The following is a 25,853-nucleotide window of genomic DNA, read 5'->3' on the forward strand; positions in this document are numbered from 1 at the left end:
TTCGGGTCGGACCACTTCGGACCACCCACGGCGCCCAGCAGTACCGCGTCGGCCGCCTTGCAGGCTTCCAGCGATGCCGCCGGCAGCGGTTCACCCGTGGCGTCGATGGCGCCGCCACCGATCAGGTGTTCCTCGAAATGAAAATGATGGTCGTAGTGCGCGGCGACCGCGTCGAGCACGGCCACGGCGGCGGCGGTGACTTCGGGGCCGACGCCGTCGCCGGGCAGGGTGACGATATGCGCTCTCATGCTGCGTTCTCCACGCGTTGTTCGTAGGCGGTAATGGCACTGTGGTGTTGCTGCAGATAACCGAGCTGGTCCACGCCATTGAGCAGGCAATGGCGAGCGAAGGACTCGAGCTGAAAGTGGATGCGTCCGCCATCGGGCAGCGCGATGTATTGCTCACGCACGTCGATGGCCAGTTCGATGCCCGGGTGTTCCAGCAGCCAGCGATGCTCGGCTTCGTCGAGCACGATGGCGAGCAGGCCGTTCTTCAGTGCGTTGTTGCGGAAGATGTCTGCGATCTCGCTGCACAGCACGGCGTGGATGCCGTAGTCCAGCAAGGCCCAGGGCGCATGCTCGCGGGAGGAGCCGCAGCCGAAGTTGCGGCCGGCGACGAGAATGGAGCAACCCTTCGCCTTGGGCTGGTTCAGCGGGAACGCCGGGTTGTCGCTGCCATCGGCCTGGTAGCGCCAGTCGTTGAAGCACAGCTTGCCCAGGCCCGCGCGCTCGGTGGTGGTGAGGAAGCGCGCCGGGATGATGCGGTCGGTATCGATGTTCTCGTCCGGCAGGACGGCGGTGCGGGAGTGGAGACGGGTGACGGGGCGCACTAGAAAACCTCCGAAGGGCAAAATCCCTTCTCCCCGCCGGGGAGAAGGTGCCCCGAAGGGGCGGATGAGGGGCGGGTGCTCGCGGCGACGTTGAACGAAGCGCGCTCCTGATTGGCGGTGAGGCTAGATTGGCCCCTCACCCCAACCCTCTCCCCGGAGGGGAGAGGGAGCAGATTGCGCGCGCTCATGCCGCCACCTCCGTCATGTACTCACGTGGATCGGCAATCCGCCCCGCGACAGCAGAAGCGGCGGCGGTGGCGGGACTCGCCAGCACCGTGCGCGCGCCCTTGCCCTGGCGGCCTTCGAAATTGCGGTTGGACGTGCTGACAACGAGTTGTCCCGGCTGCGCCAGGTCACCGTTCATGGCGATGCACATCGAGCAGCCCGGCACGCGCCACTCGGCGCCGGCGGCGGTGAACACGTGATGCAGGCCTTCGTGCTCCGCATCGCGGCGCACCGCTTCGGAGCCCGGCACCACCAGCATGCGCACGCCGTCGGCGACGCGGCGGCCACGCAGCACGTGCGCGGCTTCGCGCAGGTCGGACAGGCGCGAGTTGGTACAGCTGCCGACGAAGACCACGTCCACCGGCGTGCCCTGCATCGGCTTGCCGGCCTCCGCCTTCATGTAGTCGAGCGCGCGCTTCTCCACCGCGTTGCGCGCGGCGGGTACTGGCTTGTCCATGGCGATCGCCATGCCCGGATGCGTGCCGTAGGTGACAGTCGGGCGCACCTTGCCTGCATCGATGTGCACTTCGCGATCGTAAGCGGCGCCGGCATCGGTGCGCAGCGCGCGCCAATGCGCCACGGCGGCATCCCATGCGGCGCCCTGCGGCGTGCGCGGACGGCCCTTCAGCCAGGCGAAGGTGATGTCGTCCGGCGCGATCAGGCCGGCGCGCGCGCCAGCCTCGATCGACATGTTGCACACCGTCATGCGCTCTTCCATCGACAGCGCTTCGATGGCGTCGCCGCGGTACTCGATGACGTAGCCGGTGCCACCGTCCACGCCGATCTCGCCGATGATGTGCAGGATCAGGTCCTTCGCGCCGACGCCGGCCTGCAACTTGCCGCCCACGTGGATCGCCAGCGTCTTCGGCTTGCGCTGCAGCAGGCATTGCGTCGCCATCACGTGGCCGACTTCGGTGGTGCCGATGCCGAAGGACAACGCGCCAAATGCACCGTGGGTGGAGGTGTGGCTGTCGCCGCACACGATGGTCATGCCCGGCTGGGTCGCGCCCAGCTCAGGACCGATCACATGCACGATGCCCCGGTCCGCGCTGTCCCAGCCGTGCAGCTCGACACCGAACTCGCGGCAATTGGTTTCCAGCTGCGCAACCTGCGCCTTCGCTTCCGCGTTCGTGTAAGGACGCTCGCCGCTGGCATCGGCGGGCAGGGTGGGCGTGGAGTGATCCAGTGTGGCCAGCGTGCGGTCCGGCCGACGCAGCTTCAGGCCGCGCTCGCGCAGTTCGCTGAAAGCCTGCGGTGAAGTCACCTCATGCACCAGGTGCAGGTCGATGTAGAGGATCGCCGGCGTATCGGTGCTCTCCGGCGCGACGACGTGCGCGTCCCACACTTTCTCGAACAAAGTCTTCGCGGTCATGCCACAGCTCCCATCGAAGCGGGCTGTGGTTGAGAAGTGCGGCCATGGATGGCCGCTTTTTGATCGTCGTGGTCAGGGACGACCACATCAGATACCGCCGTGAGCCAGCCCCACTTGTCGGTCGTGGTGCCGTCGAACAACCCGAAGAACGCCTTCTGCAGCGCGCGCGTGACATCGCCCGGGCGACCCTTGCCAACGGCCTTGCGATCCACCGAACGCACCGGCGTGATTTCCGCCGCGGTGCCAGTCATGAAGATTTCGTCGGCGGTGTACAGCGCCTCGCGCGGCAGGTCGCGTTCTTCCACCGCAATGCCCAGCTCGCCGGCCAGCGTGATCACCGACTCGCGCGTGATGCCGGCGAGGATGCCTGCGCTGGTGGGCGGGGTGAGCAGCTTGCCGTTCTTCACCAGGAACAGGTTTTCGCCCGCGCCTTCGCTCAGCAGGCCGTTGTGGCCCAACGCGATGCCTTCGGCGTATCCGCCGCGGCGCGCTTCCAGCGCGATCAGTTGGCTGGAGAGGTAATTGCCGCCGGCCTTGGCCCAGCTCGGGATGGTGTTGGGCGCAGGGCGATGCCACGACGACACGCACACGTCGGCGCCGTGCTCGATGGCGTCGCCAAGATAGGCGCCCCATTCCAGCGCCATGATCGCTACGTCCACCGGCGAATCGGCCTTCGGCAGGACGCCCAGCCCGCCGGCGCCCCGGAACACGATGGGTCGCACGTAGGCGGCCTTCATGCGATTGGCGCGGATCACTTCATGACAGGCCGCGTTGATCTCCTCTTCGCTATAGCCGATCTCGATCTCGTACACGCGCGCCGACTCGAACAGGCGGCGCGTATGGTCGGCGAGACGGAAGTAGGCAGGGCCTTGCGGCGTGGCGTAGACGCGCTCGCCTTCGAATACCGAGGAGCCGTAGTGCAGTGCGTGGGTGCTGACGTGGACCGTGGCCTCGGTCCAGGGTTTGATCTGGCCGTTGTGCCAGAGAAATGGCGTGGTCATTGGACGTTCTCCTTTTGCGCGCGTCCATTCGCGCGAAGGTCAGAAAGCGGCCATCCATGGCCGCACTCTTCAACAAGAGCATCGCTACGTGGGGAGGCTTGTCGTTCGATGCGATTGACGATGGCGAGTGCCGCATGCGCGGTCGCTTCGATGATGTCAGTGCTGATGCCATTGCCGCGCCAGTCGCGCTCGCCGTGGCGCGCGGTGAGCTGCGCCTGGCCCTGCGCGTCGCCGCCTTCGCTGACGGCGCGCACCTGGAACTGCGTGACGTCCAGTGCGGTGCCGGTGGCGCGTTCGATCGCACGCAGCACGGCGTCGACCGGGCCGTCACCGATGGCGGCCTCGCCCACGTCGGTGCCGTTGTCGTGAGTCAGCTTCACCGATGCAGAAGCGCTGCCACCCATGTGCGAATTGGTATTGAGCTGCACCAGGCGCCACGGACCCGTCGCTTCCGGATCCATGCCCAGCGCGATCGCTTCCAGGTCTTCGTCGTGCACTTCGCGCTTCTTGTCGGCCAGCGCCTTGAAGCGCGCGAAGATGCTGTCCATCGAGGCTTCGTTGATGTCGTGGCCCATGCTCTGCAGTCGCTGGCGCAGCGCGTGGCGGCCCGAATGCTTGCCCAGCACCAGCTTCGTCTCGCCCATGCCCACGTCCTGCGGGCGCATGATTTCGTAGGTGCCGCGGTGCTTCAGCATGCCGTGCTGGTGGATGCCGGACTCGTGCGCGAACGCGTTGTCGCCGACCACGGCCTTGTTGCGCGCCACGGCCTGGCCGGTCAGCTGGGTCAGCAGGCGCGAGGTGGGATAGAGCTTGCGCGCGTCGATGCCCGTGTCCACGCCGAAGAAGGCGCCGCGCACGCGCAGGGCCATCACCACTTCCTCCATCGACGCATTGCCGGCGCGCTCGCCGATGCCGTTGATGGTGCATTCCACCTGGCGCGCACCGGCGGCGACGCCAGCGAGGCTGTTGGCCACGGCCATGCCGAGGTCGTCATGGCAATGCGTGGAAAAGACCACTTGGTCCGAGCCACGCACATGCTTGCGCAGGTAGGCGATGCGCTCCGCCATTTCCACCGGCGTGGTGTAGCCCACGGTGTCCGGCACGTTGACGGTGGTCGCACCGGCGGCAATGGCTGCGCTGAACACCTCCACCAGGTACTCCGGCTCGGTGCGCATCGCGTCTTCGGCCGAGAACTCCACTTCGTGGCACAGCAGCTTGGCTCGCTCGATGGCGGCGCAGGCGGTGTCGATCACCTGCTGCTTGCTCATGTTGAGCTTGTGCTCGCGATGCAGCGGGCTGGTGGACAGGAACAGGTGGATGCGCGCATGGCGCGCGGCTTCCAGGGCACGGCCGCAGGCGTCGATGTCGCCGTCGTGGCAGCGCGCCAGGCCTGCCACGGTCGGGCCGCGCAGTACGCGGGCAATCTCCGCCACCGAGGCGAAATCGTCGGGCGAAGCACTGGGGAAACCCGCCTCGAGGATGTCCACGCCAAGCGCCTCGAGCGCATGCGCCATGCGGAGCTTGGCGCGGCGATCCATCGAAAAGCCGGGCGCCTGCTCGCCGTCGCGCAGGGTGGTGTCGAAGATACGCACGCGTTCGGCGGCTACATCGCCCACGTCGCTGCTCTCGTTGCTGGTGCTGTCGGGGGTCATTGCTTCGCTCCGCTGGTGCGTCGCTCAAGGGCAATAAAAAACCCCGCATCCGTGTCCGGGTGCGGGGTTCTTTAGGTGGTATCAGGTTAGTTTTTCTTTACCTGGACACACGCCCTCAGCCCGCACCTCCGTTGGTAATAAGGAGTACGAGTACAAGGGCAAGAAGGAGGTTGTTGCGAAGGCGCAGCGCGCCGTCGATGGTCGGAGGACCAATCGGTTCGGCAATGCGATCGTGGCTGTTGCGCTGCGACATGCAACCGACCCTAATGGGGGTTGTTACGGGTTGTCAACAGTTTCGTTTGAAATTTCTGAAATCGCGTGCGAGAGCTCACAGTCGAGCGGCATTCGGACGTCCAGATGTCCAGACGTCCCATGCGGGAAATTCACGCATCACCGTCGATTGCTTCCGATAGCGATCGAAGATAGGCCGCCAAGGCGCGCTGCAGCTGGGTTTTCGCGGCTCGCCGCAGCGATGCCGGCTGCTCGTTCTGAAGCGCGACTGCCGCCTTCATCAGTTGCTGCACGACCATCGCTGCGGGGCGCAGTTCGCCCGCGGCCAGTCCCGGCGCGTGGATCGCGAGGATCTGGGAGAGGTAATCGCGCATGCGCTGGCGAATGGTGCGGGACAGCGAAGACGGCTCCGAGCCCACCGCTTCCACCAGCACCGCGAAGGACGGGTGCTGCCGTCGGTAGTCGGCGAAGGTGCGCACCAGCCGGGCCGCAAGTTCTTCCGTGCCCCAGCCGCGCGACTGTTCCACCAGCCGCTCCATGCGGCCGTACAGTGCTTCGGCATGGTCGGCCATCAGGGCATGAGCCAGCGCTTCCTTGGTGGGGAAGAACTGATACAGCGAACCGATGGAGGCCTCGGCGCGTGCGGCGATCTCGGTCATGGTGGCCGCGTCGTAGCCTTTTTCGACGAAGCAGGACGAGGCTGCCGCCAGCAGCGTCGCGACCCGCTCGCGGCCGCGCTGGCGCTGAGGCGCACGGCTAGCGGTGGTTGAATTACGTGAGGCCATCCTCATAAACTCCTATGTGAGGTTACCCTCACATAATTGCATAAGGCGCGATGTACCGCCGAGGCCAGTGCACGGTCTACGACGGGTCACCAGGCGCTCACGTTCCCCGCCGCCGTCCGGGCAAGTCTTGCCGGGCCGCTGGCTCCCCACCGGAGCACGACCATGGAAAAGCTTGACCCCCGCACCACCGCGCTGGTGCTGATCGACCTGCAGAAGGGTATCGCCGCGTTTGCCGGTGGTCCGCACTCTTCCGACGAGGTGTATACCCGCGCTGGTCGCCTCGCGGCTCGTTTTCGCGAACTGGGCGCGCCGGTGTGCCTGGTACGCGTGGGTTTTGCGGCCAATGGCGCCGACATGCTGAAGCCGCTCACCGACGAAGCCCCGCGTGGCGGAGCATTGCCGGCCAATTGGCTGGAATACGCCGACCAGCTCAACGTGGCCGAGGGCGACATCCACATCATCAAGCGTCAGTGGGGGGCGTTCTACGGCACGGAACTGGAGCTGCAGCTGCGCCGTCGCGGCATCACGCAGATCGTGTTGGGCGGCATTTCCACCAACATCGGCGTGGAATCGACCGCGCGCAACGCGTTCGAGCTGGGCTTCCACCAGGTGCTGGTGGAGGACGCGATGAGTTCGTCCAACGCCGAGCATCATCGCTTCGCGGTGGAGACCATCTTCCCGCGCCTGGGCCGCGTGCGTTCGACCGAGCAGGTGCTGGCCATGCTGGCTTGAAAGCCGCTTGCTTGGTTACCCTCGTCCGCTGGTCCGGGGCGAGGGAGCCTGCATGAAGATGAAGAACACGTGGTTGGCCATGGCATGCCTGTGCGGCGTGACGACCTTGCCGGTGCATGCGGAGCAGGGCGCCTTCGCGCCGCGCCACGTGCAGGTGGAAGGCCGCGACGTGGCCTATCAGGTCTTTGTGCCGAAGGGCTGGTCGCCGGATCGCGAATGGCCGGTAGTGCTGTTCCTGCACGGCAGCGGCGAGCGCGGCAGCGACAACGAGGCGCAGCTCAAACAGGGCCTGCCGCCATGGCTGGCCACGCATGGCGATGATTTCCCCGCGATCGTAGTCGCGCCGCAGGCGCCGGACGACACCATCTGGGACGGTGCGCAGGAGCGTGCGGCCCTTGCCGCGATGGAAGACAGCGTCGCGGCCTATCACGGCGACCGCTCGCGCCTGTATGTCACCGGGCTCTCGATGGGCGGTTACGGTGCATGGCAGTTCGCGGTCGACCACCCCGGCCTGTTCGCGGCGGCCGCGGTGATCTGCGGTGCCATCCGCGCGCCGGACGACATGCCCGAACTGGTGGTGCACGGCGCGCCCGAGGGCAGCAATCCTTACCAGTGGGTGGCCGAGCGGCTGAAGCCCATGCCGGTATGGATCTTCCATGGCGAAGTGGACGACCAGGTGTCACCCATCGAGGCGCGCAACATGTACGCCGCGCTGCTGAAGGCGGGCGACGACGTGCGATTCACCCAGTTTCCCGGCGTGAACCACGGCTCCTGGGGGCCGGCCTATGCAACGGCCGGGCTTTGGCCCTGGATGTTCGCCCAAACCAGCCGGCGTTGACGCTGCGCCCGCGCAAAAAGCACGGCGCGGGCACATTCATGGCCCGTGCCTAAACCGGTTTTGTTGCACTGCGTTTGAGCCTGTCCGGTCTTCGTTATGGCGATGTTATGCGGAGACGACTGTACGGACCTGCGGCGCAAGCCTAATGATTTTTTGCGGTGCAGCGGAAGATCCCGTTGCAAGTTCTTTACAAGCTTTCATGAAAACGTTTACGTTGGCGCCGCCGTGACCTCCGGTCACCCTCCATGCCGCCACCGTGACGACCAAGAAAGCGACCATCAAAGATGTAGCGCGCGAGGCCAAGGTGTCGGTGGCATCGGTATCGCGCGCGCTCAACGGCCAAGGTGGCGTCACCGCCGAAACGCTGGACCGCATCCGCGTTGCCGCCAAGCGCCTGCACTACATTCCCGACAACGCCGCGCGCAGCTTGATCACGCGCCGCACGCACACCATCGGGGCGCTGCTGCCCGACCTGTTCGGCGAATTCTTCTCCGAGCTGATCCGCGGCATCGATCTCGCCGCCCGCTCGCGCGGCCTGCACCTGCTGGTGTCCAGTTCGCACGATGGCGCCGATGAGGCCGCCACCGCGCTGCGCGCGATGCAGGGTCGTGTCGATGGCATGCTGATTCTTTCGCCATGGGTCGATGAAGCCTTCCTCGAGGCGAACATGCCCGGCGAGCTGCCGACCGTGCTGATCAACAGCCCGGTGCAGGGCCGCAGCGTGCTCAACATCGACAACCGCGGCGGCGCATACGCCATGACGGAGCACCTGCTGCGCACGGCAGGCCACAAGGACATCGCCTTCATCGCCGGCCCGGCCGGCAACTTCGACGCCGAGCAGCGCGAGCTGGGCTTTCGCGAGGCGATGAAGAAGTTCGCGCCCCAGGTGCCGCTCAACATCGTGGCGGGCAGCTTCACCGAGGAGTCGGGCTACCACGCGGGCCGCGAACTGCTCAAGCAGGCGCATCGCCCGGCCGCCGTGTTCGCCGCCAACGACATGATGGCGGTGGGTTGCCTCTACGCCTTCAAGGAAGCCGGACTGCAGGTGCCCGGCGACATGGCGCTGGCCGGCTTCGACGACATTCCCATCGCGCGTTATCTCTCGCCTCCGCTGAGCACGGTCAGCGTGCACATCGCCGAGCTGGGGCGAAACGCGCTGGAACGACTGTCCGCACAGATGGATGGGCGGCAGCCTTCGGATCGTACGGACGTGCTCGGTTGCGCGATCGCGGTCCGTGAAACCTGCGGCGGCAGCCGCGACGCGTCATCAAAAAACACCTATCAACCTGCACGCACATCCGATCCTTGATCGACTTTGGAGGGGAGACATGAAGTTGCCGCATCACCTTAAGAAAACCCTGCTGGCCAGCGTGATCGCCGGCGCGGTGGTGGCCACCGCCGCGTCGCCGAGCGTCGGCTGGGCGCAGACCGCCAATGCCACCTTGCGCGGCAAGGCCCCGGCCAGCGCCGAGGTCACCGCCAGGAACGTCGCCACCGGCGCGGTGCGCCGCGCGACTGCCGACGCGGAGGGCAGCTACGCCCTGGTCGGCCTTCCGCCCGGCACCTATCAGGTGGACGCCGGCCCGGGTACCGAGCGCACCGTGACGTTGACGGTCGCCTCCACTGCCTCGCTGGACCTGACCGCCGCCGCGCCGGCTGCCAATGCTGCCAATGCGCAGAACCTGGGCGGTGTTTCGGTCTCGGCCACCACCCTCCAGGAAGTGAAGACGCCCGAAGTGGGCGCCACCATTTCGCTGCGCCAGATCGACACGATTCCCCAGGTTTCGCGCAACTTCCTCGAGTTCGCCGACACCGTTCCGGGCATGGTGTTCTCGGTCGACTCGTCGGGGCACACGTCCTTGCGTGGCGGTGCTATGAACGATAGTTCTGTAAACGTTTACATCGACGGTGTGGGGCAGAAAAGCTACGTGGTGGCGGGGGGCGCGTCCGGCCAGAGCAACAGCCAGGGCAACCCGTTCCCGCAGCTGGCGATCGGCGAGTACAAGGTCATCACCTCCAACTACAAGGCCGAGTACGACCAGCTCGCCAGCGCCGCGGTGACTGCACAGACCAAGTCGGGCACCAACGACTTCCACGGCGAGACGTACTACCGCTATACCGACGACTCCTTCCGCGCCAAGACGCCGGCCGAAAGCGCATCGGCCACCAAGGCTTCTTCGGAAGAGAAGGAATACGGCTTTGCCGTGGGCGGTCCGATCATCAAGGACCAGATGCACTTCTTCATGGCCTACGAGGCCAAACGCTTCGACACGCCGGTGACGGTGGCGCCGAGCGCCGATGGTGCGCCGGGCGTGCCCTACCTGCCATCCAGCGTGGCCTCGCAGATGGGGCCGGCGAACCTGCCGTTCGAGGAGAACCTGTATTTCGGCAAGATCGACTGGGAGCCGACTGACCGCGATCGCTTCGAGGCCAGCGCGCAGGTGCGCAACGAGACCCAGCTCGACGGCATCGGTGCCAGCCAGCAGAACGCGGTGTCGGCTGCACGCAACGTCAAGAACAACGCCGAGCGTTACGTGGCGCGCTGGCAGCACAGCGGCGACGCGTACTTCAACGAACTGATCTTCGCCTACGAGGATGCCAAGTACGCGCCCACCGCAGTGACCGTCGGCAATGGCTACGTGTACACCTGGGAGCGTCCGATCGACGACCCGACCATCATCGCCACCGGCGCGGCCAGTCCGCAGGCCACGCAGAACAAGAGCCAGAAGGGCCCGTCGATCCAGGATGACTTCACCTTCAACGACCTGGAGTGGCACGGCGACCACGTCGTGAAGATGGGCATGAAGCTCAAGAAGGTGACGCTGGATGCATCCGACGCGTCGGACATCAACCCGCAGTACTACTACAACGTCAACACGGACGGCACCGCCGACACGCCGTACAAGGCCTACTTCACCAAGCCGGTGAACGGCCTGGGCCTGACCCCGTCGGTGTCGACCAAGAGCCGCCAGTTCGGCACGTACATCCAGGACGACTGGGCGGTCAACGACAAGCTCACGCTGAACCTCGGCGTGCGCTGGGACTACGAGCGCACACCGTCGTACACGGACTTCGTGACGCCGGCCAACGTGGTGGCGGCGATCTATTCGCAGGACACCAACGCCGGTGCGCCTGCCGGCCAGACCTATGCGCAGACGCTGGCCAAGGGCGGCATCAACATCAACGACTACATCAGCAACGGTTCCAACCGTTCGGCCTACAAGGGCGAGTGGCAGCCGCGACTGGGCTTCTCGTATGACTGGTTTGGCGACGAGCAGCATGTGATCCATGGCGGTGCGGGCCGTGCGTACGACCGCGACCTGTACGATTACCTGCAGCTGGAGACCACCAAGTCGGCGCTGCCTCAGTACACGATCTTCTTCCAGGATCCGGCCACGGGCACCTGTCATCGCGAAAGCACCCCGTGCTACGCGTGGGACCCGAATCTGCTCAGCGGCCTGCCTGCACTGCAAGCGTTGCTCGGCGCGTCCAGCAACGCCGGCACCGAGGTGGACCTGCTCAACAACAAGCTGAAGGCGCCATATTCGGACCAGTTCAGCCTGGGCATGTCCAATCAGGTCGGTGATTGGCAGACCGACGCCACGGTCGTGCGCGCGCTCAGCTATGACGGTTTTGCCTTCACGCTGGGCAACCGCTATCCCAATGGCGCGTTCTTCCAGCACAGCAACGACAACCAGCAGAACAGCCAGCCGTGGGGCAACGGCATTCCGGGCTTCGGCGCGCTGATCCTGGGCGACAATGGCATTTCCACCCGCAGTACGCAGCTGTTGCTGTCGGCCTCCAAGCCGTACGACAAGGCATCGGGCTGGGGCGCCACGTTCGCGTACACCTTCACCCACGCCAAGCAGAATCGCGACATCAACGAGCATTACTCGTTCGACTACGGCACGATCCAGGAATACCCGTTCATCACCTCGAATGCGGCGGCCAAGCACCGCTTCGTCGCCACCGGCAACATGGACGGCCCGTGGGGAACCGTGCTGTCGGCCAAGCTCACCCTGGCTACGCCGCTGCCGTACAACGGCGCGGCTTGCTACCCGGGCGTGACGCTGCCTGACGGCAGCAGCTGCGTGCCGTCGGCGGCGGTGCCGCAGGGCTCCAAGTTCCTCATCGGCGGCAAGATCTGGGGCTATCGCGACATCGACCTGCAGGCCACCAAGGACTTCGATCTGGGCCATGGCATGACGCTGTACGGCCGTTTCGATGTGCTCAACGTGTTCAACTGGCACAACTACTCCGACTACATCGCGACGTTCGTGCCGGGCAACACCATGGTCAGCTACAACACCACGGGCAACATCACTTTCGTGCCGCGCACGGTGAAGTTCGAGGTCGGCCTGAAGTTCTGACGGCCGCTTCGCAACCGCCCGCCGTCTCCCCCCGGACGGCGGGCAAACCGTCGGCTCCCATCCCCTGGGAGTCGCCGGAAGCGCGGGGCGGGCAACCCCTCCCATGCCCGTCCCGGCCGGACCGCCCGCCGATGGCAACACGGGGGCGATCCGGTGTTTTTCCGCGGAATGGCGGCTGTTTGTGGGCAGTCCGCCATTTCCGCCTTTTCTTCACGGGTCTGCGATGAATCGAACCAAGCTGCTCCGTTTTCTCCCCGTGGCGGCGGCTGCCATGCTCGCCTTTGTCTCGGGCACCGCATCGGCCGCCAGCAGCAACGCAACAGCGAGCCATGAATTCAACGCGATGCCCGCCGCGCAGCGCGCGATGGTCGAGGACCTGGAGAAGCGCACGTTCCAGTGGTTCTGGGACGGCGCCGACCCGAAGACCGGTCTGGTGCCCGATCACTGGCCCGGCGATTCCTTCGCCAGCATCGCTTCGGTCGGTTTTGCGCTCACCGCGTATGGCGTAGGCGTGGAGCGCGGCTACATCACGCGCAAGCAGGCGGTGGATCGCACGCTGGCCACGTTGCGCTTCTTCAATGATGCGAAACAGGGTGACGACGAAGACGACGTCACCGGCTATCACGGCTTCTACTACCACTTCCTCGACATGCAGACCGGCAAGCGCCATGCACGCGGCGTGGAGCTGTCGAGCGTGGATACCACATTGCTGCTGGGCGGCGTGCTGTTCGCGCAGTCGTACTACGACCGCAACAGCAAGGACGAAAAGGAAATCCGCCAGCTCGCCGATGCCATCTACCGCCGCGTCGACTGGACCTGGATGCAGCCGCATTCGCCGCTGATCAGCATGGGCTGGACGCCGGGCGGCAAGTTCATCCCGGCCGACTGGAAGGGCTACAACGAAGGCATGCTGGTCTACGTGCTGGCGCTGGGCTCGCCCACGCATGCGGTAGCCGACGATGCATGGACCGCCTGGACGAAGACCTATCCCGAATACTTCGGTGAGTTCCAGGGCCACAGCTTCCTCAACTTCGCGCCGCTGTTCGGCCATCAGTACAGCCACGCCTGGATCGACTTCCGCGGTATCCGCGATGCGTGGAGTCGCGAGCACGATACCGACTATGCGCAGAACAGCCGCGAGGCGACCTACGCGCAGCGCGCCTACGCCATCGCCAACCCCAATCACTGGACCGGGTACGGTGAAAACATCTGGGGCCTCACCGCGTGCAACGGTCCGGGCGATGCGGTGGTGAAGCGCAACGACGGCAGCACGCGTGCGTTCTATGGCTACACCGCGCGTGGCGCGGGGCGTGACTACGTATCCGACGATGGCACCATCGCGCCCACGGCGGCCGGTGGCTCCATCGCCTTCGCGCCGGAGATCGTGGTGCCTGCGCTGATGGAGATGAAGGCGCGCTATGGCGACGCCGTATATACCAAGTACGGTTTCGTCGATGCCTTCAATCCCAGCTACGATACGGGCATCGCGCCGCAGGAAGGTCGCGCCGTGCCCGGCATGGGCTGGGCGGACGACAAGCAGATCGGCATCGACCAGGGCCCCATCGTGCTGATGATCGAAAACTGGCGCAGCGGTTTCGTGTGGAACGTGATGCGCAAGAATCCCTACATCCGCAAGGGCCTGGAACGCGCCGGCTTCACTGGCGGCTGGCTGGAACAGAAAACGCGCTGAGACATGCCGACCACCCCACTACGCCACGCCAACGCGATGCTGCCAGCCAGATGGCTGGTGTTGCTCGGCGGCGTGGTGCTGGCACTGGCTGGCTGTGCCTCGCCCGATGAGGCGCATACGCTGACCTTCTGGACCATCGGCCGCGAAGGCGAGGCGGTGGCGAAGCTGCTGCCGGCGTTCGAGCGCGAGCATCCGGACATCCACGTCAACGTGCAGCAGATTCCGCTGCCGGCGGCGCACCAGAAACTGCTCACGGCCTTTGCCGGCGACTCCACGCCGGACGTCAGCCAGCTGGGCAATACCTGGATCGCCGAGTTCGCCACGCTGCGTGCGCTGGAGCCGCTGCAGGCGCGCGTGGATCGTTCGACAGTGGTGAAGCGAGACGACTACTTCACCAACATCTGGGCCACCAACGTGATCGACGATACGCTGGTCGGCGTGCCCTGGTACGTCGATACGCGGCTCATCTTCTATCGCGTCGACCTGCTCAAGGCCGCGGGCTTCAGCGCACCGCCGCGAAACTGGGCCCAGTGGCGCAAGGCGCTGGCCGCGCTGAGTCGTCCGCAGCAAGGCATCTACGGCATCCTGCTGCCCACCAACGAATACGAGCAACTGATGTCGCTGGCGCTGCAGCAGGACGAGCCGATGGTGCGCGATGGCGGACGCTACGGCAATTTCCGCAGCGAAGGATTCAAGCGCGCGCTGTCGTTCTACGTGGATACGTTTCGCCTGCACCAGGCACCGCCGATCACCGCCGTGGAAGCGGGCAATCCATGGGATGAGTTCGGGCGGGGCGTGTATGCGTTCTACTTCTCCGGCCCGTGGAACATCGGCGAATTCCGCCAGCGCCTGCCGGCCGGTGAACAGGACCGCTGGGCGACCGCGCCGCTGCCGGGGCCGGAGGGTGCTGGCGTGGGTGCGGCGGGCGGGTCCAGCCTGGTGATCTTCCGTCGCTCGCGGCACAAGGAAGCGGCGTGGGCACTCATCGAATATCTCTCGCGCCCCGACGTGCAGCAGCGCTTCTACGACTTGCTGGGCGACATGCCCGCGCGCCGCAGCGCCTGGGACGGTGACAGCCTGCGCAACGATCCCAAGGTGCTGGCGTTCCGCGAGCAGCTGGAGCAAGTGAAGCCCACGCCGCCCGTACCGGAATGGGAGCGCATCGCCAACGAGATGCAACTGGTCGCCGCACAGGCGGTGGCAGGCACGCTCAGCATCGACGAGGCCGCCAAGGAGATGGACCGGCGCGCCGACCATATCCTGGAGAAGCGGCGCTGGATCCTCGACCACGAGCGCCGCGTCGCGGGAGCCGCGCCATGAATGCGCCGCGCGCCGCATGGTGGTTCCTCACGCCGGCCTTGCTGGTGCTGGGCGTCTTCTTCCTGGTGCCGGTGATCGCTGCGCTGGGTTTGAGCCTCACCGACTACGACCTCTACGCGCTGGCCGACATCCGCCACCTGCGCTTCGTGGCGCTGGCCAACTACTGGGATCTGCTGCATCAGGAGCGCTTCTGGTCAGCGTTGGGACACACGTTCTATTTCGTGCTGGCCGGCGTGCCGTTGTCGATCCTGGTCTCGCTGGGCGCAGCCTTGCTGCTCAACTCGCCGCTGGCACGCTGCAAACCGTTCTTCCGCACCGCGCTGTTCGCGCCGATGGTGACCACGGTGGCGGCGGTGGCGCTCGTGTGGCGCTATATCTTCAACACCAAATACGGCATGGCGAACTACCTGCTTGGCGCCATCGGCATCCATCCGGTGGACTGGCTGGGCGATCCGCACTGGGCGATGCCCACCATCATCCTGTTCGCGGTGTGGAAGAACTTTGGCTACAACATGATCATCCTGCTCGCTGGCCTGCAGGCGATCCCGGCTGATCTCTACGAAGCGGCGCGCATCGATGGCGCCTCGCCGCTGCAGCAGTTCCGTCACATCACCTTGCCGATGCTCGCGCCGACGTTGCTGATGGTGGGCATCCTCACCGTGACGGGCTATTTCCAGCTGTTCGCGGAGCCCTACGTGATGACCGAGGGCGGGCCGCTGCAGAGCACCACCAGCGTGCTGTACCTCATGTACAACGAAGGCTTCAAATGGTGGAACTTCGGCGCCGCCTCGGCGGTGGCCTTCCTGTTGTTCGTGATCATGTTCGCCGTTACTGCGCTGATGCTGCGCGTGGCGCGCCGCGGAGCCACGGCATGAATCAGCGCATCGCCAAGGCGCTCATCAATGGCCTGCTGATCGGCGGCGCCGTGGTCGCGCTGTTTCCGTTGATATGGATGTTGTCGGTGTCGTTCATGCAGCCCGGCGCGGCCAGCGCGCTGCCGCCACCGTTGCTGCCGGCCAACGCCACCTGGCACAACTACGAAGCGCTGTTCATCCATGCGGGCATGGGCCGCTACCTGCTCAACAGCCTGCTGATTTCCGGCGCCATCACCGTGCTTTCGCTGGCATGCAACCTGATGGCCGGCTACGCGTTCGCCAAGCTGCGTTTCCATGGCCGCGAGCGCTTGTTCCAGGGCTTGCTCGGCATGCTGGTGATTCCCGCGCAGGTGGCGATGCTGCCGCTGTTCCTGATGCTCAAGACCATGGGCCTGGTGAACAGCTACGCTGCCGTGATCGTGCCTGCGATGGCCACGGCGTTCGGCATCTTCCTGGTGCGCCAGTACGCGCGCAGCATTCCCGATGAACTGATGGAAGCCGCCCGTATCGAAGGCGCCGGCGAGCTGCGCATCTTCACGCAGATCATGCTGCCGCTGCTCAAGCCCATCATGGTGACGCTGGCGATCTACACCTTCCTCACCGCGTGGAACGACTTCATGTGGCCGCTGATCGCCTTGACCGGGCAGAACCATTACACGCTGCCGATCGGCCTCGCCTCGCTGGCGCGCGAACACGCGCAGGACAGCGAACTGATGATGGCCGGCTCGGTAGTCACGGTCATTCCCGTGCTGGCCTTGTTCCTCGCCATGCAACGCTATTACATCGAAGGCCTGCTGTTGGGCAGCGTCAAAGGCTGACCGCCGTCAGGCGATACGGGTGCCGCTACTCGGTTCGAAGAAATGCAGACGATCCTGAGCCAACGCAAAGTGCATGACGGCGCCAGCCTCGGGCAGGGCGCAGGGAGCCACGCGCGATACCAGCGGCTGCGTGCCGCGCCGCAGGTTGAGGAAGATCTCGTTGCCGACGGGCTCGGGCACTTCGAGCACCGCACCGAGGGCGGCATGTTCGACACCGCTCAGTCGAAGGTCTTCGGGGCGCACGCCAAGCACAACCTCGCGGTCGATCCAGGGCAGCAATTCAGGGCTTTGTGCGATCAGTTCGCCAAGCGGTATCGCGCCGTCGGATGTTTCCAGCTCCCATGCACGCGTGTGCCGCAGCGTGCCGCGCAGCAGGTTCATCGCGGGCGAACCGAGGAAGCCGGCGACAAACAGGTTGGCCGGCTTTTCGTACAGGCGCATCGGCGTGTCGATCTGCTGGATCTTGCCGCCGTCCAGCACCACGATGCGCTGGCCCAGCGTCATCGCTTCCACCTGGTCATGCGTCACATAGATCGTTGTGGTGCCCAGCTGGCGATGCAGTCGGGCGATTTCCACGCGCATCGACAAGCGCAGCTTGGCATCGAGGTTGGACAGCGGTTCGTCGAGCAGGAACACCTTGGGCTCGCGCACCAGCGCACGACCCAACGCCACGCGTTGCCGTTGTCCGCCGGAGAGCGCCGCCGGCAACGCGTCGAGGCGATGTTCCAACTCCAGCAGCTTCGCCGCATCGCGCACGCGCGCATCGATCTCGTCGCCAGGCTTGCCGCGCAGGCGCAGGCCGAACGCCATGTTCTGCGCGACCGTCATGTGCGGATACAGCGCATAGTTCTGGAACACCATCGCGATGTCGCGATCCTTGGGCGACACCTCGTTGACCACGCGGCCGCCGATGCCCAGCGTGCCGGACGAGATCGATTCCAGCCCCGCGATCATGCGCAGCAGCGTGGTTTTTCCACAGCCGGAAGGCCCCACCAGCACCAGCAGTTCGCCGTCGGCGATCTCGAAAGTCGCCTCGTCGACGCCGACATGTCCGTTGGAATAGACCTTGCGCAGCCGATCCAGAGTCACCGTTGCCATCGACGTTGCGTCACTCCCCTGTCCGGGCCGTGGGCGGCCACTGCATATCTAGGTGAAAAGACCCGTGCACACGCGGGTCGCGCTCCGCTATTCTCGACATGTAAACGTTTTCATCAAGCCGCACTGCGGCATAAGGAATTGCCTCCATCATGACCCACAGCTACCGCTTCCCGGCGGATTTCCATTGGGGCGCCGCCACCTCGGCTTATCAGATCGAAGGATCGCCGCTGGCCGATGGCGCGGGTCCCAGCATCTGGGAGCGCTTCGCCCACACGCCGGGCATGATGGCCAACGGTGATACCGGCGACGTCGCTTGCGACCACTACCGTCGTTACAAGGACGACGTGCAGTTGATGCGCGCGCTGGGCTTGCAAGGTTATCGCTTCAGCATCGCGTGGGCGCGCGTGCTGCCGGAAGGCACCGGCCGCATCAACCAGAAGGGTTTGGACTTCTATTCGCGACTGGTCGACGAGCTGCTCGAAAACGGCATCGAACCGAATGCCACGCTGTTCCACTGGGATCTTCCCGCAGCGCTGGACGATCGCGGCGGCTGGTTGAATCGCGATATTGCTAACTGGTTCGCCGAGTACGCCAGCGTGGTCTACAAGGCGCTGGATGGCCGCGTAAAGCGCTGGTCCACCCTCAACGAGCCGTGGGTGGTCACCGATGGCGGCTACCTGCATGGCGCGCTGGCACCGGGCCATCGCAGCCTGTATGAAGCGCCGATTGCCGCACACAACCTGATGCGCGCCAGCGGTGCCGGCATCCAGGCGTATCGCGCCATCGGCAAGCATGAGATCGGCGTGGTGTTCAATATCGAGCCGAAGTATCCGGCGTCTGATAGCCCCGAAGACCTCGCCGCCACGCGACGCGCGCAGGCCTACATGAACGAGCAGTTCGCAGATCCGGCGCTGCTGGGCAGCTATCCGCCGGAACTGAAGGAGGTTTTCGGGCCGGCATGGCCGGACTTCCCCGAGGACGATTTCAAGCTCACGCGGCAACCCGTCGACTACGTGGGCATCAACTACTACACGCGCGCCGTGGTGAAGAACGATCCGAACCACTATCCGCTGCGCGCGGCGCCGGTGCGCCAGCCCAACAAGACGTACACGGAAACCGGCTGGGAAGTGTACGAGCAGGGTCTTACCGACACGCTCACCTGGTTCAAGCAGCGCTACGGCGACATCCCGCTCTACATCACCGAAAACGGCTCGGCCTTCTACGATCCGCCGGTGGCCGAAGGCGATGTGCTGGAAGATCCGCTGCGCACGAACTACCTGCGCAGGCATCTCAAGGCGATCCATCGTGCGATCGAGGCAGGCGTGAACCTCAGGGGTTACTACGCGTGGTCGCTATTGGACAACCTGGAGTGGTCGCTGGGCTTCTCCAAGCGCTTCGGCCTGTACCACGTGGATTTTGCCACGCAAAAACGCACGCCCAAGGCGACGGCGAAGTTCTATGCGAAGGTCATCGAGACGAACGGCGCCGTGCTGGACGACTGAGTCGCCCGCTGTCTTTGTCGAAATGTCGTGGGAGCGCACCCTGTGCGCGACCGCGGAGTGGCGTTGTACCGCTTCGCAGGCTCGTCGCGTTCAGGGTGTGCTCCCACAGTGGCGCTTTGGGCGAACCTGGCGGCGGCGGTGCGGACCCCTTTCGTAGGAGCGCACCCAGTGCGCGACCGCGGAGCTTCGGCGTTACCGCTCCGCGGCGTCCCTTTTGGCGGGATAGGCTCGTCGCGCACAGGGTGCGCTCCCACAGAATTCACTCTCAGGGTTGTCGAACCCAAACCGGGAACAACGCGGTTGCTCAGCCCGTAACCGCCTGCTCCCGCTCCACCCGCCTTACCAGCCATTCCCTCAGCGCCGCATCGCTCGCCGCCAGCGGTTCCGCGTGGGCTGGGCGCCGCAACATCTCCATGAGGGCCGGTGGCACCTCCACCGTTCGCCCGATCAACGGCTCGACCACGCTGTCGAACTTTGCCGGATGCGCCGTCGCCACCACGGCCCACGGCAGCCCGGTGGAACCCATCTGGTCGAGCAGGTGCACGGCGGTGGCCGTGTGCGGACAGAACAGTTCGCCGTGGTCTCTTGCGTGCCGCACGATGGTGTCGCGGATGGTGTCGTCGTCCACGCTGTTGGCGTGCAGTTGCATGCGCAGTTCGTAGTCGTGCGGGAAGGTCCAGCGCAGGCGTTCGAAGTTGCTTGGAGCACCCACGTCCATCGCGTTGGCCAGCGTGGGAATGGCGGGGCGGGGCGAGTACGCATCGCCGTCGAAATAGTCGGGCAGGGTCGCATTGGCATTGCACGCCAAATGGATTTCACCCACCGGCAGGCCCATCTCGCGCGCCCACACGCCGGCCAGCGCATTGCCCAGGTTGCCGGTGGGCACGATGAAATTGAGTGGCGCGCGATGGCGGTGCCACCAGGCGAGCGATGCGTGTGCGTAATAGCTCATTTGCGGCAGCAGCCGGCCCAGGCTGATGCTGTTGGCGGAAGACATCGGCACGCGAGCCTGAAGGTCCGCATCGTTGAGCGCCGCCTTCACCATGCGCTGGCAATCGTCGAAGCTGCCGGCGACGCGCAGCGCATGCACGTTGTCGCCGAAGCATCCCAGCTGATGGGCCTGTCGCGGCGACACACGTCCATCGGGATAGAGGATCACCACGCGCACGCCGCTCTGGCGATGGAACGCGGCCGCCACGGCGGCGCCGGTATCGCCGGAGGTGGCGACCAGGATCGTCAGCGGGGCATCGCCATCGCGCCGCAGGCGGCGAAAGCACGCGGCGAGGAAACGTGCGCCGACGTCCTTGAATGCGGCACTGGGGCCATGGAACAACTCCAACACCGAGGCGCCATCCAGATACGCCAATGGTCGCAGTGGCACCGGAAAGTCGAAGGCTTCGCGGCAGATCGCCGGCAGCTCCGCCAGCAGTGGCGTCGCGCGAAAGAACGGTGCCAGCAGCGTCTGCGCCGTGTCCGCCAGTGAGCCATGCGGATCGAAGGCGGCTGCATCCCGTGGCGGCAACACCTCCGGCACATAGAGCCCGCCATCCGGTGCCAGCCCGGTGGCAATCACTTCATCGATGCGCGCCGCGTGTCGTGCGCTGCGCGTGCTCCGGTAATGCAACGGCTCGGTCATGCCGCTTCCTCGTCCAGCAGTTCGGCGGCTGGACCATTGATGGGTGATACCAGGCGGTCGCTGCCGATGCCTTCTTCGGCAAACGCGAGCACCATCGCGGTGGCGGCGCGCTCGGCATCCTCGCGCGTTTCGTACCAGCCGAACACGCTGGGGCCGCCGCCGGAAATGCTGGCGCCGAGCGCGTGATGATCCAACGCCGCCTGTTTCACCCGTGCGAATCCCGGCACCAGCGGAGCACGGCGCGGTTCCACCAGCACGTCCTTGAGGCCTTCGCGCACCAGCGTGGCGTCGCCGCGATGGCAACCGGTGAGCACCAACGCAAGGTTGGCGTGCTGGGCGACCACCTCGCCCAGCGCAAAACCATCGGCGAGCACCGCGCGCGATTCGCGCGTTTCCAGCACGACATGCGGATGCACCAGGGCGCAATGCCAGGCGTCGGGAACAGGCAGGCGCAGCAGGCGGTCCCGGGTCGCCAGCACCAGCCCGCCCAGCAGCATCGGACCCAGGTTGTCGCCGTGGCGACTGCCGCTGGCAACCACTTCGCCATCCAGCGCAAAGCCGTACAGCGACTCGCGCGGCAACGGGCGTTCCAGCAGCGCGTTGGCGGCGACCAGGGCCGCCACGCACGACGCGGCCGAGCCACCCATGCCGGAACCCAGGGCGATGCCCTTGTGCAGCTCCACCTCGAAGCCGTGGCGCAGCCCCAGCGCACGGCGCAGGGAAAGCAGGGCGGCACCTGCGGTATTGCGCCCAGGATCCAGCGGCAGATCGGTGACCAGCCCATGGATGGCGGCGATGCGCACGGTGGGCTCGTCGATGCGGCGAACGATGGCCCGATCCCCGGCGCCTTCCACGCTGTGGCCCAGGATGTCGAAGCCCACGCCGACGTTGCCCACGCTGGCATAGGCCATGGCCTGCGCGCTCAGGGCACGTTGCGGCGCGTCCATCGGGTCGACCAGTCGCGCATTCATCAGCGCACCTCCAGCGATTCGGCGATGCGTAGAAGATCGGCGAAAACACCCGCCGCTGTCACCTCCGGGCCGGCGCCCGGCCCTTGCACCAGCATCGGATTGTCGCGATAGCGGTGGGTGGTGAATTGCACGATGTTGTCGGTCAGGCGCGAATGGGCGAACGGATGCGAGGCCGGCAGCATGGCCAGGTGCACGCTGGCGTGGCCTTTCGCGTCGAGGCTGGCCACATGACGCAGCACGCTGCCCTGGGTCTGTGCGCGGGCCACTTCACGTGCCATCGAGCGGTCGAGCAGGTGCAGGTTTTCCAGCGCCTCCTCGGGCGACATGGCGGCCAGTTCGGGTGGCACCAGGCTCTGCACGTTAACGTCCTCCAGCGACAGTGGCCAGCCGGCTTCGCGGGCGAGGATCACCAGCTTGCGCGCCACGTCCAGGCCGGAGAGATCGTCGCGCGGATCGGGCTCGGTGTAGCCCAGCGCATGCGCCTCGCGCACCAGGGCGGAGAACGGCCGGCTGCCGTTGTGCCGGTGGCACAGCCAAGCCAGCGTGCCGGAGAACATGCCTTCGACGGCGAGCAATTCGTCGCCGGTATCGAGCAGGTCGCGCAGCGTCTGCACGACCGGAAGCCCCGCGCAGACGGTCGCCTCGTAGCGGAAGCGCGCACCGCTGACGCAGGCCGCGCGGATCGCCTGCAGGCGCGGGAAGGAGCCGCTGCCGGCAAGCTTGTTCGGCGTTACCACGTGGATGCCCTGCGCCAGCCATTGGGCGTAGCGCGATGCCACGGCTTCGCTGGCGCTGCAATCGATCAACAAGGCGTGGCGACCGTCGTCGCCGCAAACATGGGCAGCGAACTCATCCAGGTTGCTGGGGCGCCAGGTCTGCGCACCGCCGTAGCGGCCGTTGAGTTCGGGATCGTCGGCATCGAGCCACATGCGGCGGCTGGCCGCCACGCCGCAGAGCTTGATTTCGAGGCCGGCCCGCGCGAGTCGAGGCCGCGCTGCGCGCAGCTGATCGAGCAGGGCGCTGCCGACACGGCCGGGACCGACCAGGCCCACGGCGAGCACGCGCTGGCGTGCGGTGACCATCGGCAGCGCTGCGGCATGCGGCGGTAGTGATGGCTGTTCGAGCGATGACGATACGGCAAGGTTCACGGCGGCCTCCTTTTTGGGGCCCGTGCTCGCTGGCGGTATCGGAGTGGTGCATCCGGTCCGCCTCATCGAGGGCGGGACCGTTTGCGTTGGGAAACTTATTCGCGCACGGAAACCCACCCCGACCCGGTGGTAATAGTGGTCGTGGTGGTGGTCGTGACGAAGGTGATGGCGCCTGCGCACAGCGGCACGCTGCCGGTCGGAACCGGGCGAAAAAGCGTGCAGGCTGGCGAAATGGACGGCGACATGGAACCGACCTTAGGCCGATTGTTGCAGTGCAGTCAACAGGTACGTTTGAAACTTTCTGACGGATGGACGGCCAAATGACCCACGCGGTGCCCACTGTAGGAGCGCACCCAGTGCGCGACCGCGGAGATGGTTCGTACCGCGGTTCTGGGTCTACCCGATCCAGAACCGCATCCCCGCTGTACAGGCTTTTCGCGCACTGGGTGCGCTCCTACAGGGCGACGATGGGGCGCAGCGGTTGTGCCACCGCGCCCTGTAACATCAATGCGACAGGTCGACGACGTAGATCGCCGTGCCGTCGCCGTTGTCCTTGAGCTGGCGGATGTTCTTCAAACCCACCGAGCGCGCGACGTCCTGCTTGTTGGCTGCACCCTTGAACACCACCTCGCCGCGGGTCTTCACCGGAGCGAAGTGCCACGAGGCGGCGGGCAGCGTCTTGGCATCGATGGTCTTCTGCCGCTGCAGCCACTTGGCGAGGATTTCGCGCGCGCCATCGGGTGCGGCCATCACGATGTTCTTGCCGTCCAGGCCGGGGAAGTTGCCGCCGCCGCTGGCGCGGTAGTTGTTGGTGGCGACGACGAACTGCTGCTGCGGCGTCACCGCCTTGCCCTTGTACGCGAGCTTGCTGATGCGTGCGCCCGCCGGCTTGGTCACATCGATGACGTAGGCCAGGTCACCCTGGATCTGGTCGAAGTTGTAGCCGGGCATGCGCGTGTTGATCAGCTCCTGCTCGCCTTCCTTCGACGGATCGATCCGGTTGAAGCGTTCGGCGGATTTCTCCAGCCACGCCTTGAGACCGGCGCCATCGACCTGCACGGCCGAAAGCGTGTTCGGATAGAAGTACAGGTCCGCCGCGCTGCGCAGGGTGAGCGGGCCGGGCTCGACGTCGGTGTAATCGTCGGGACCGCCGAAGCCGGTGCGGAACGCCGCGGCCGACGACAACACCGGCAGCTTGGCCAGTTCCGGATGCAGCTTGGGCAGTTCGCTCTGCACGTAGTCGCGCATCGCGGCATTGATCGGCGCGAGCGCGCTCATGTTGCCTTCGTCGGCGAAGTAGCTGTTCATGGGCACGCGGGTTTCGCCGATGGGCGTGTTCACGTACTGCATGGCCGCTTCATGGGCCTGTTGCACCAGCGGGGCAATGGCGGGATCAGCCGGTACGCACTCCATCTTTTGCGAGCCCGGCTTGCCCGGGCTGCCTGATTTGTTGCAGATCGGGCGCACCTCGCTATGCGTCTGGCTGGCGTCGATCACCCAGCGGCCGTCCTTGCGCTGCAACGCGAGATCGATCACGCCAAGATCCTTGCCGAAGAAACCGCCCATCACCGCCGGCTTGCCGCGCACGAAACCGCGATCGGCATCAACGTCCTGCATGCCCTTGTAATGCGGACCGGGGAATTCGGTGTGCGAGTGGCCCATCAGCACCACGTCGACGCCGGGAATGCCGGCGACGTACCAGCCGCCGTTCTCCATGTCCGGCGTGTACGGCGCGGTGTTGAGGCCGCCGTGCAGCACGGCGATGACGAGGTCCGGATGCTGCGCCTGCAGTTCCGGCAGGTACTTCTGCGTGGCTTCGACCACGCCGGTGACGGTCACCTTGCCGGCGAGGTTCTGCTTGTCCCACTCCAGGATCGGCGGCGGGGTGAGACCGATGATGCCCACCTTCAGCGGCACCTTGCGCTGGCTGCCGTCCGGCGCGGTCACGGTGATGTCTTTCTCCACCACGGTCCACGGTTTGAAGATCGGTGCGCCGTCGCGGGCGCTGAACACGTTGGACAGCACCAGCGGGAAGTGCGGACCGGCGCAGCGCTCGCTGCGACCGCCGTCCACGTTCATCGGCGTGCCGGTGACCTGCGAGAGGAAGCCCAGGCCGTAGTTGAACTCGTGGTTGCCGGCGGTGCCGCCGTCGTAGCCCATGGCATCCATGGCGCGGTAGATGCCCAGCTCTTCGTTGCAGCCCAAGGGCTTCACCTGGGCCTGGTAGTCGGCCAGCACGCTGCCCTGGATGGTATCGCCGCTGTCGAACAGGAAGCTGTTGGGGTACTGCTCGCGGGCACGGCGGATCAGGGTGGCGGTGCGCTCGTAGCCCACCGTGTCGTCCTCGCGCTGCTTGTAATAGTCGTAGCTCAGCACGTTGGAGTGGACGTCGGTGGTTTCCAGGATCGCCACCTGGGCATGGCTGCCATCGGGCAGGCTGGCAGGCTTCAGCGACTGGCTGGCGCAGCCCGCCAGGGCGGCAACGGCGAGCAGGGCGATGGGACGCGAGCGAAGGGGCATGGGGGGAGCTGTTCCTGTCGGGGACTGCGCACGCTACCAGATCAGCCGCGGGGCGGGCGGCGAAACCGGCGCTGAACCGCATGGCGCCGCCATTTTGCCGTTGCCGGCCGTTGTGCATGTGACGCTTTGAAGACCGTAGAATTGCGGCCGAATGACACCGAGGCCAAACAGGGGGCCCGATCCATATGCCGCAACAATCACTACGCTTCCTGCGGAAATGCGGACCCTGGCTGTTCGCTG

Annotated in this window: 21 protein-coding genes; 10 read left to right on the plus strand and 11 right to left on the minus strand. The window is 65.9% G+C overall.

The window, feature by feature from the left end; all coding sequences use genetic code 11:
• The 6 genes from VFG49_RS16780 to VFG49_RS16805 form a co-directional block, all read right to left on the minus strand.
• Positions 1-248: isocitrate/isopropylmalate family dehydrogenase (locus VFG49_RS16780; RefSeq protein ID WP_324862633.1), on the minus strand; the 248-nt coding region annotated here is incomplete at its 3' end.
• Positions 245-829: a 3-isopropylmalate dehydratase small subunit gene (leuD, locus tag VFG49_RS16785; RefSeq protein ID WP_324862635.1), complete on the minus strand. Its 585-nt coding sequence runs from the start codon at positions 827-829 to the stop codon at positions 245-247. The genes leuD and VFG49_RS16780, both read right to left, overlap by 4 nt.
• Before the next feature lie 184 nt (positions 830-1,013).
• Positions 1,014-2,426 carry a 3-isopropylmalate dehydratase large subunit gene (gene leuC / locus VFG49_RS16790; protein ID WP_324862637.1) on the minus strand — a complete coding sequence of 471 codons (1,413 nt, stop codon included), beginning with the start codon at positions 2,424-2,426 and terminating at the stop codon, positions 1,014-1,016.
• Complete coding sequence (locus VFG49_RS16795) at positions 2,423-3,427, minus strand: branched-chain amino acid transaminase (RefSeq protein WP_324862639.1); 1,005 nt, start codon at positions 3,425-3,427, stop codon at positions 2,423-2,425. The genes leuC and VFG49_RS16795 overlap by 4 nt, the downstream gene beginning before the upstream one ends.
• Positions 3,424-5,079 (minus strand): 2-isopropylmalate synthase, encoded by a 1,656-nt coding sequence (locus VFG49_RS16800; protein WP_324862641.1) that lies wholly within the window; start codon positions 5,077-5,079, stop codon positions 3,424-3,426. The genes VFG49_RS16795 and VFG49_RS16800 overlap by 4 nt, the downstream gene beginning before the upstream one ends.
• A 383-nt stretch (positions 5,080-5,462) precedes the next feature.
• Positions 5,463-6,095 carry a TetR/AcrR family transcriptional regulator gene (locus VFG49_RS16805; RefSeq protein WP_324862643.1) on the minus strand — a complete coding sequence of 211 codons (633 nt, stop codon included), beginning with the start codon at positions 6,093-6,095 and terminating at the stop codon, positions 5,463-5,465.
• Between the two features lie 162 nt (positions 6,096-6,257).
• On the opposite strand from VFG49_RS16805, the gene VFG49_RS16810 reads away from it, so the two are divergent.
• From VFG49_RS16810 to VFG49_RS16845, 8 genes are all read left to right on the plus strand, one after another.
• Positions 6,258-6,827, plus strand: a complete 570-nt coding sequence (locus tag VFG49_RS16810) for a hydrolase (protein ID WP_324862645.1) — start codon at positions 6,258-6,260, stop codon at positions 6,825-6,827.
• A 52-nt stretch (positions 6,828-6,879) separates the two neighbouring features.
• Positions 6,880-7,665, plus strand: a complete 786-nt coding sequence (locus VFG49_RS16815; protein WP_324862647.1) for a prolyl oligopeptidase family serine peptidase — start codon at positions 6,880-6,882, stop codon at positions 7,663-7,665.
• A 256-nt stretch (positions 7,666-7,921) separates the two neighbouring features.
• Positions 7,922-8,974, plus strand: a complete 1,053-nt coding sequence (locus tag VFG49_RS16820; RefSeq protein ID WP_324862649.1) for a LacI family DNA-binding transcriptional regulator — start codon at positions 7,922-7,924, stop codon at positions 8,972-8,974.
• Between the two features lie 19 nt (positions 8,975-8,993).
• On the plus strand, positions 8,994-12,035 hold the full coding sequence (locus VFG49_RS16825) for a TonB-dependent receptor (RefSeq protein WP_324862651.1): 3,042 nt from the start codon (positions 8,994-8,996) through the stop codon (positions 12,033-12,035).
• Between the two features lie 223 nt (positions 12,036-12,258).
• The gene (locus VFG49_RS16830) at positions 12,259-13,725 is read left to right on the plus strand and encodes a glucoamylase family protein (protein WP_324862653.1); all 1,467 of its coding nucleotides are present in this window, start codon (positions 12,259-12,261) and stop codon (positions 13,723-13,725) included.
• 3 nt (positions 13,726-13,728) lie between these two features.
• Complete coding sequence (locus tag VFG49_RS16835; protein WP_324862655.1) at positions 13,729-15,045, plus strand: sugar ABC transporter substrate-binding protein; 1,317 nt, start codon at positions 13,729-13,731, stop codon at positions 15,043-15,045.
• Positions 15,042-15,920 (plus strand): sugar ABC transporter permease, encoded by an 879-nt coding sequence (locus VFG49_RS16840; protein ID WP_324862657.1) that lies wholly within the window; start codon positions 15,042-15,044, stop codon positions 15,918-15,920. The genes VFG49_RS16835 and VFG49_RS16840 overlap by 4 nt, the downstream gene beginning before the upstream one ends.
• Positions 15,917-16,738, plus strand: a complete 822-nt coding sequence (locus VFG49_RS16845; RefSeq protein WP_324862659.1) for a carbohydrate ABC transporter permease — start codon at positions 15,917-15,919, stop codon at positions 16,736-16,738. Before VFG49_RS16840 ends, VFG49_RS16845 begins: the two co-directional genes overlap by 4 nt.
• A gap of 6 nt (positions 16,739-16,744) precedes the next feature.
• Here VFG49_RS16845 and VFG49_RS16850 read toward each other — a convergent pair whose 3' ends face one another.
• Positions 16,745-17,836, minus strand: a complete 1,092-nt coding sequence (locus VFG49_RS16850) for a sn-glycerol-3-phosphate ABC transporter ATP-binding protein UgpC (RefSeq protein ID WP_324862661.1) — start codon at positions 17,834-17,836, stop codon at positions 16,745-16,747.
• A gap of 149 nt (positions 17,837-17,985) precedes the next feature.
• Here VFG49_RS16850 and VFG49_RS16855 point away from each other — a divergent pair, with 149 nt between their 5' ends.
• Complete coding sequence (locus tag VFG49_RS16855; RefSeq protein WP_324862663.1) at positions 17,986-19,338, plus strand: GH1 family beta-glucosidase; 1,353 nt, start codon at positions 17,986-17,988, stop codon at positions 19,336-19,338.
• A gap of 304 nt (positions 19,339-19,642) precedes the next feature.
• Here the strand turns inward: VFG49_RS16855 and thrC are convergent, their stop codons facing one another.
• From thrC to VFG49_RS16870, 3 genes are read right to left on the minus strand one after another with little or no spacing between them, the layout of a single operon-like run.
• The gene (gene thrC, locus VFG49_RS16860; RefSeq protein ID WP_324862665.1) at positions 19,643-20,974 is read right to left on the minus strand and encodes a threonine synthase; all 1,332 of its coding nucleotides are present in this window, start codon (positions 20,972-20,974) and stop codon (positions 19,643-19,645) included.
• On the minus strand, positions 20,971-21,945 hold the full coding sequence (locus tag VFG49_RS16865) for a homoserine kinase (protein WP_324862667.1): 975 nt from the start codon (positions 21,943-21,945) through the stop codon (positions 20,971-20,973). The genes thrC and VFG49_RS16865 overlap by 4 nt, the downstream gene beginning before the upstream one ends.
• Positions 21,945-23,093: a homoserine dehydrogenase gene (locus VFG49_RS16870; protein WP_414649166.1), complete on the minus strand. Its 1,149-nt coding sequence runs from the start codon at positions 23,091-23,093 to the stop codon at positions 21,945-21,947. Before VFG49_RS16870 ends, VFG49_RS16865 begins: the two co-directional genes overlap by 1 nt.
• Positions 23,094-23,228: 135 nt before the next feature.
• On the opposite strand from VFG49_RS16870, the gene VFG49_RS16875 reads away from it, so the two are divergent.
• Positions 23,229-23,417: a hypothetical protein gene (locus VFG49_RS16875; RefSeq protein ID WP_324862669.1), complete on the plus strand. Its 189-nt coding sequence runs from the start codon at positions 23,229-23,231 to the stop codon at positions 23,415-23,417.
• Positions 23,418-23,597: 180 nt separating this feature from the next.
• On the opposite strand, the gene VFG49_RS16880 is transcribed toward VFG49_RS16875, so the two are convergent.
• Positions 23,598-25,613, minus strand: a complete 2,016-nt coding sequence (locus VFG49_RS16880) for a bifunctional 2',3'-cyclic-nucleotide 2'-phosphodiesterase/3'-nucleotidase (RefSeq protein WP_324862672.1) — start codon at positions 25,611-25,613, stop codon at positions 23,598-23,600.
• Between the last annotated feature and the right edge of the window lie 240 nt (positions 25,614-25,853).

Source organism: Dyella sp. (assembly GCF_035685885.1).
Lineage (GTDB): Bacteria > Pseudomonadota > Gammaproteobacteria > Xanthomonadales > Rhodanobacteraceae > Dyella.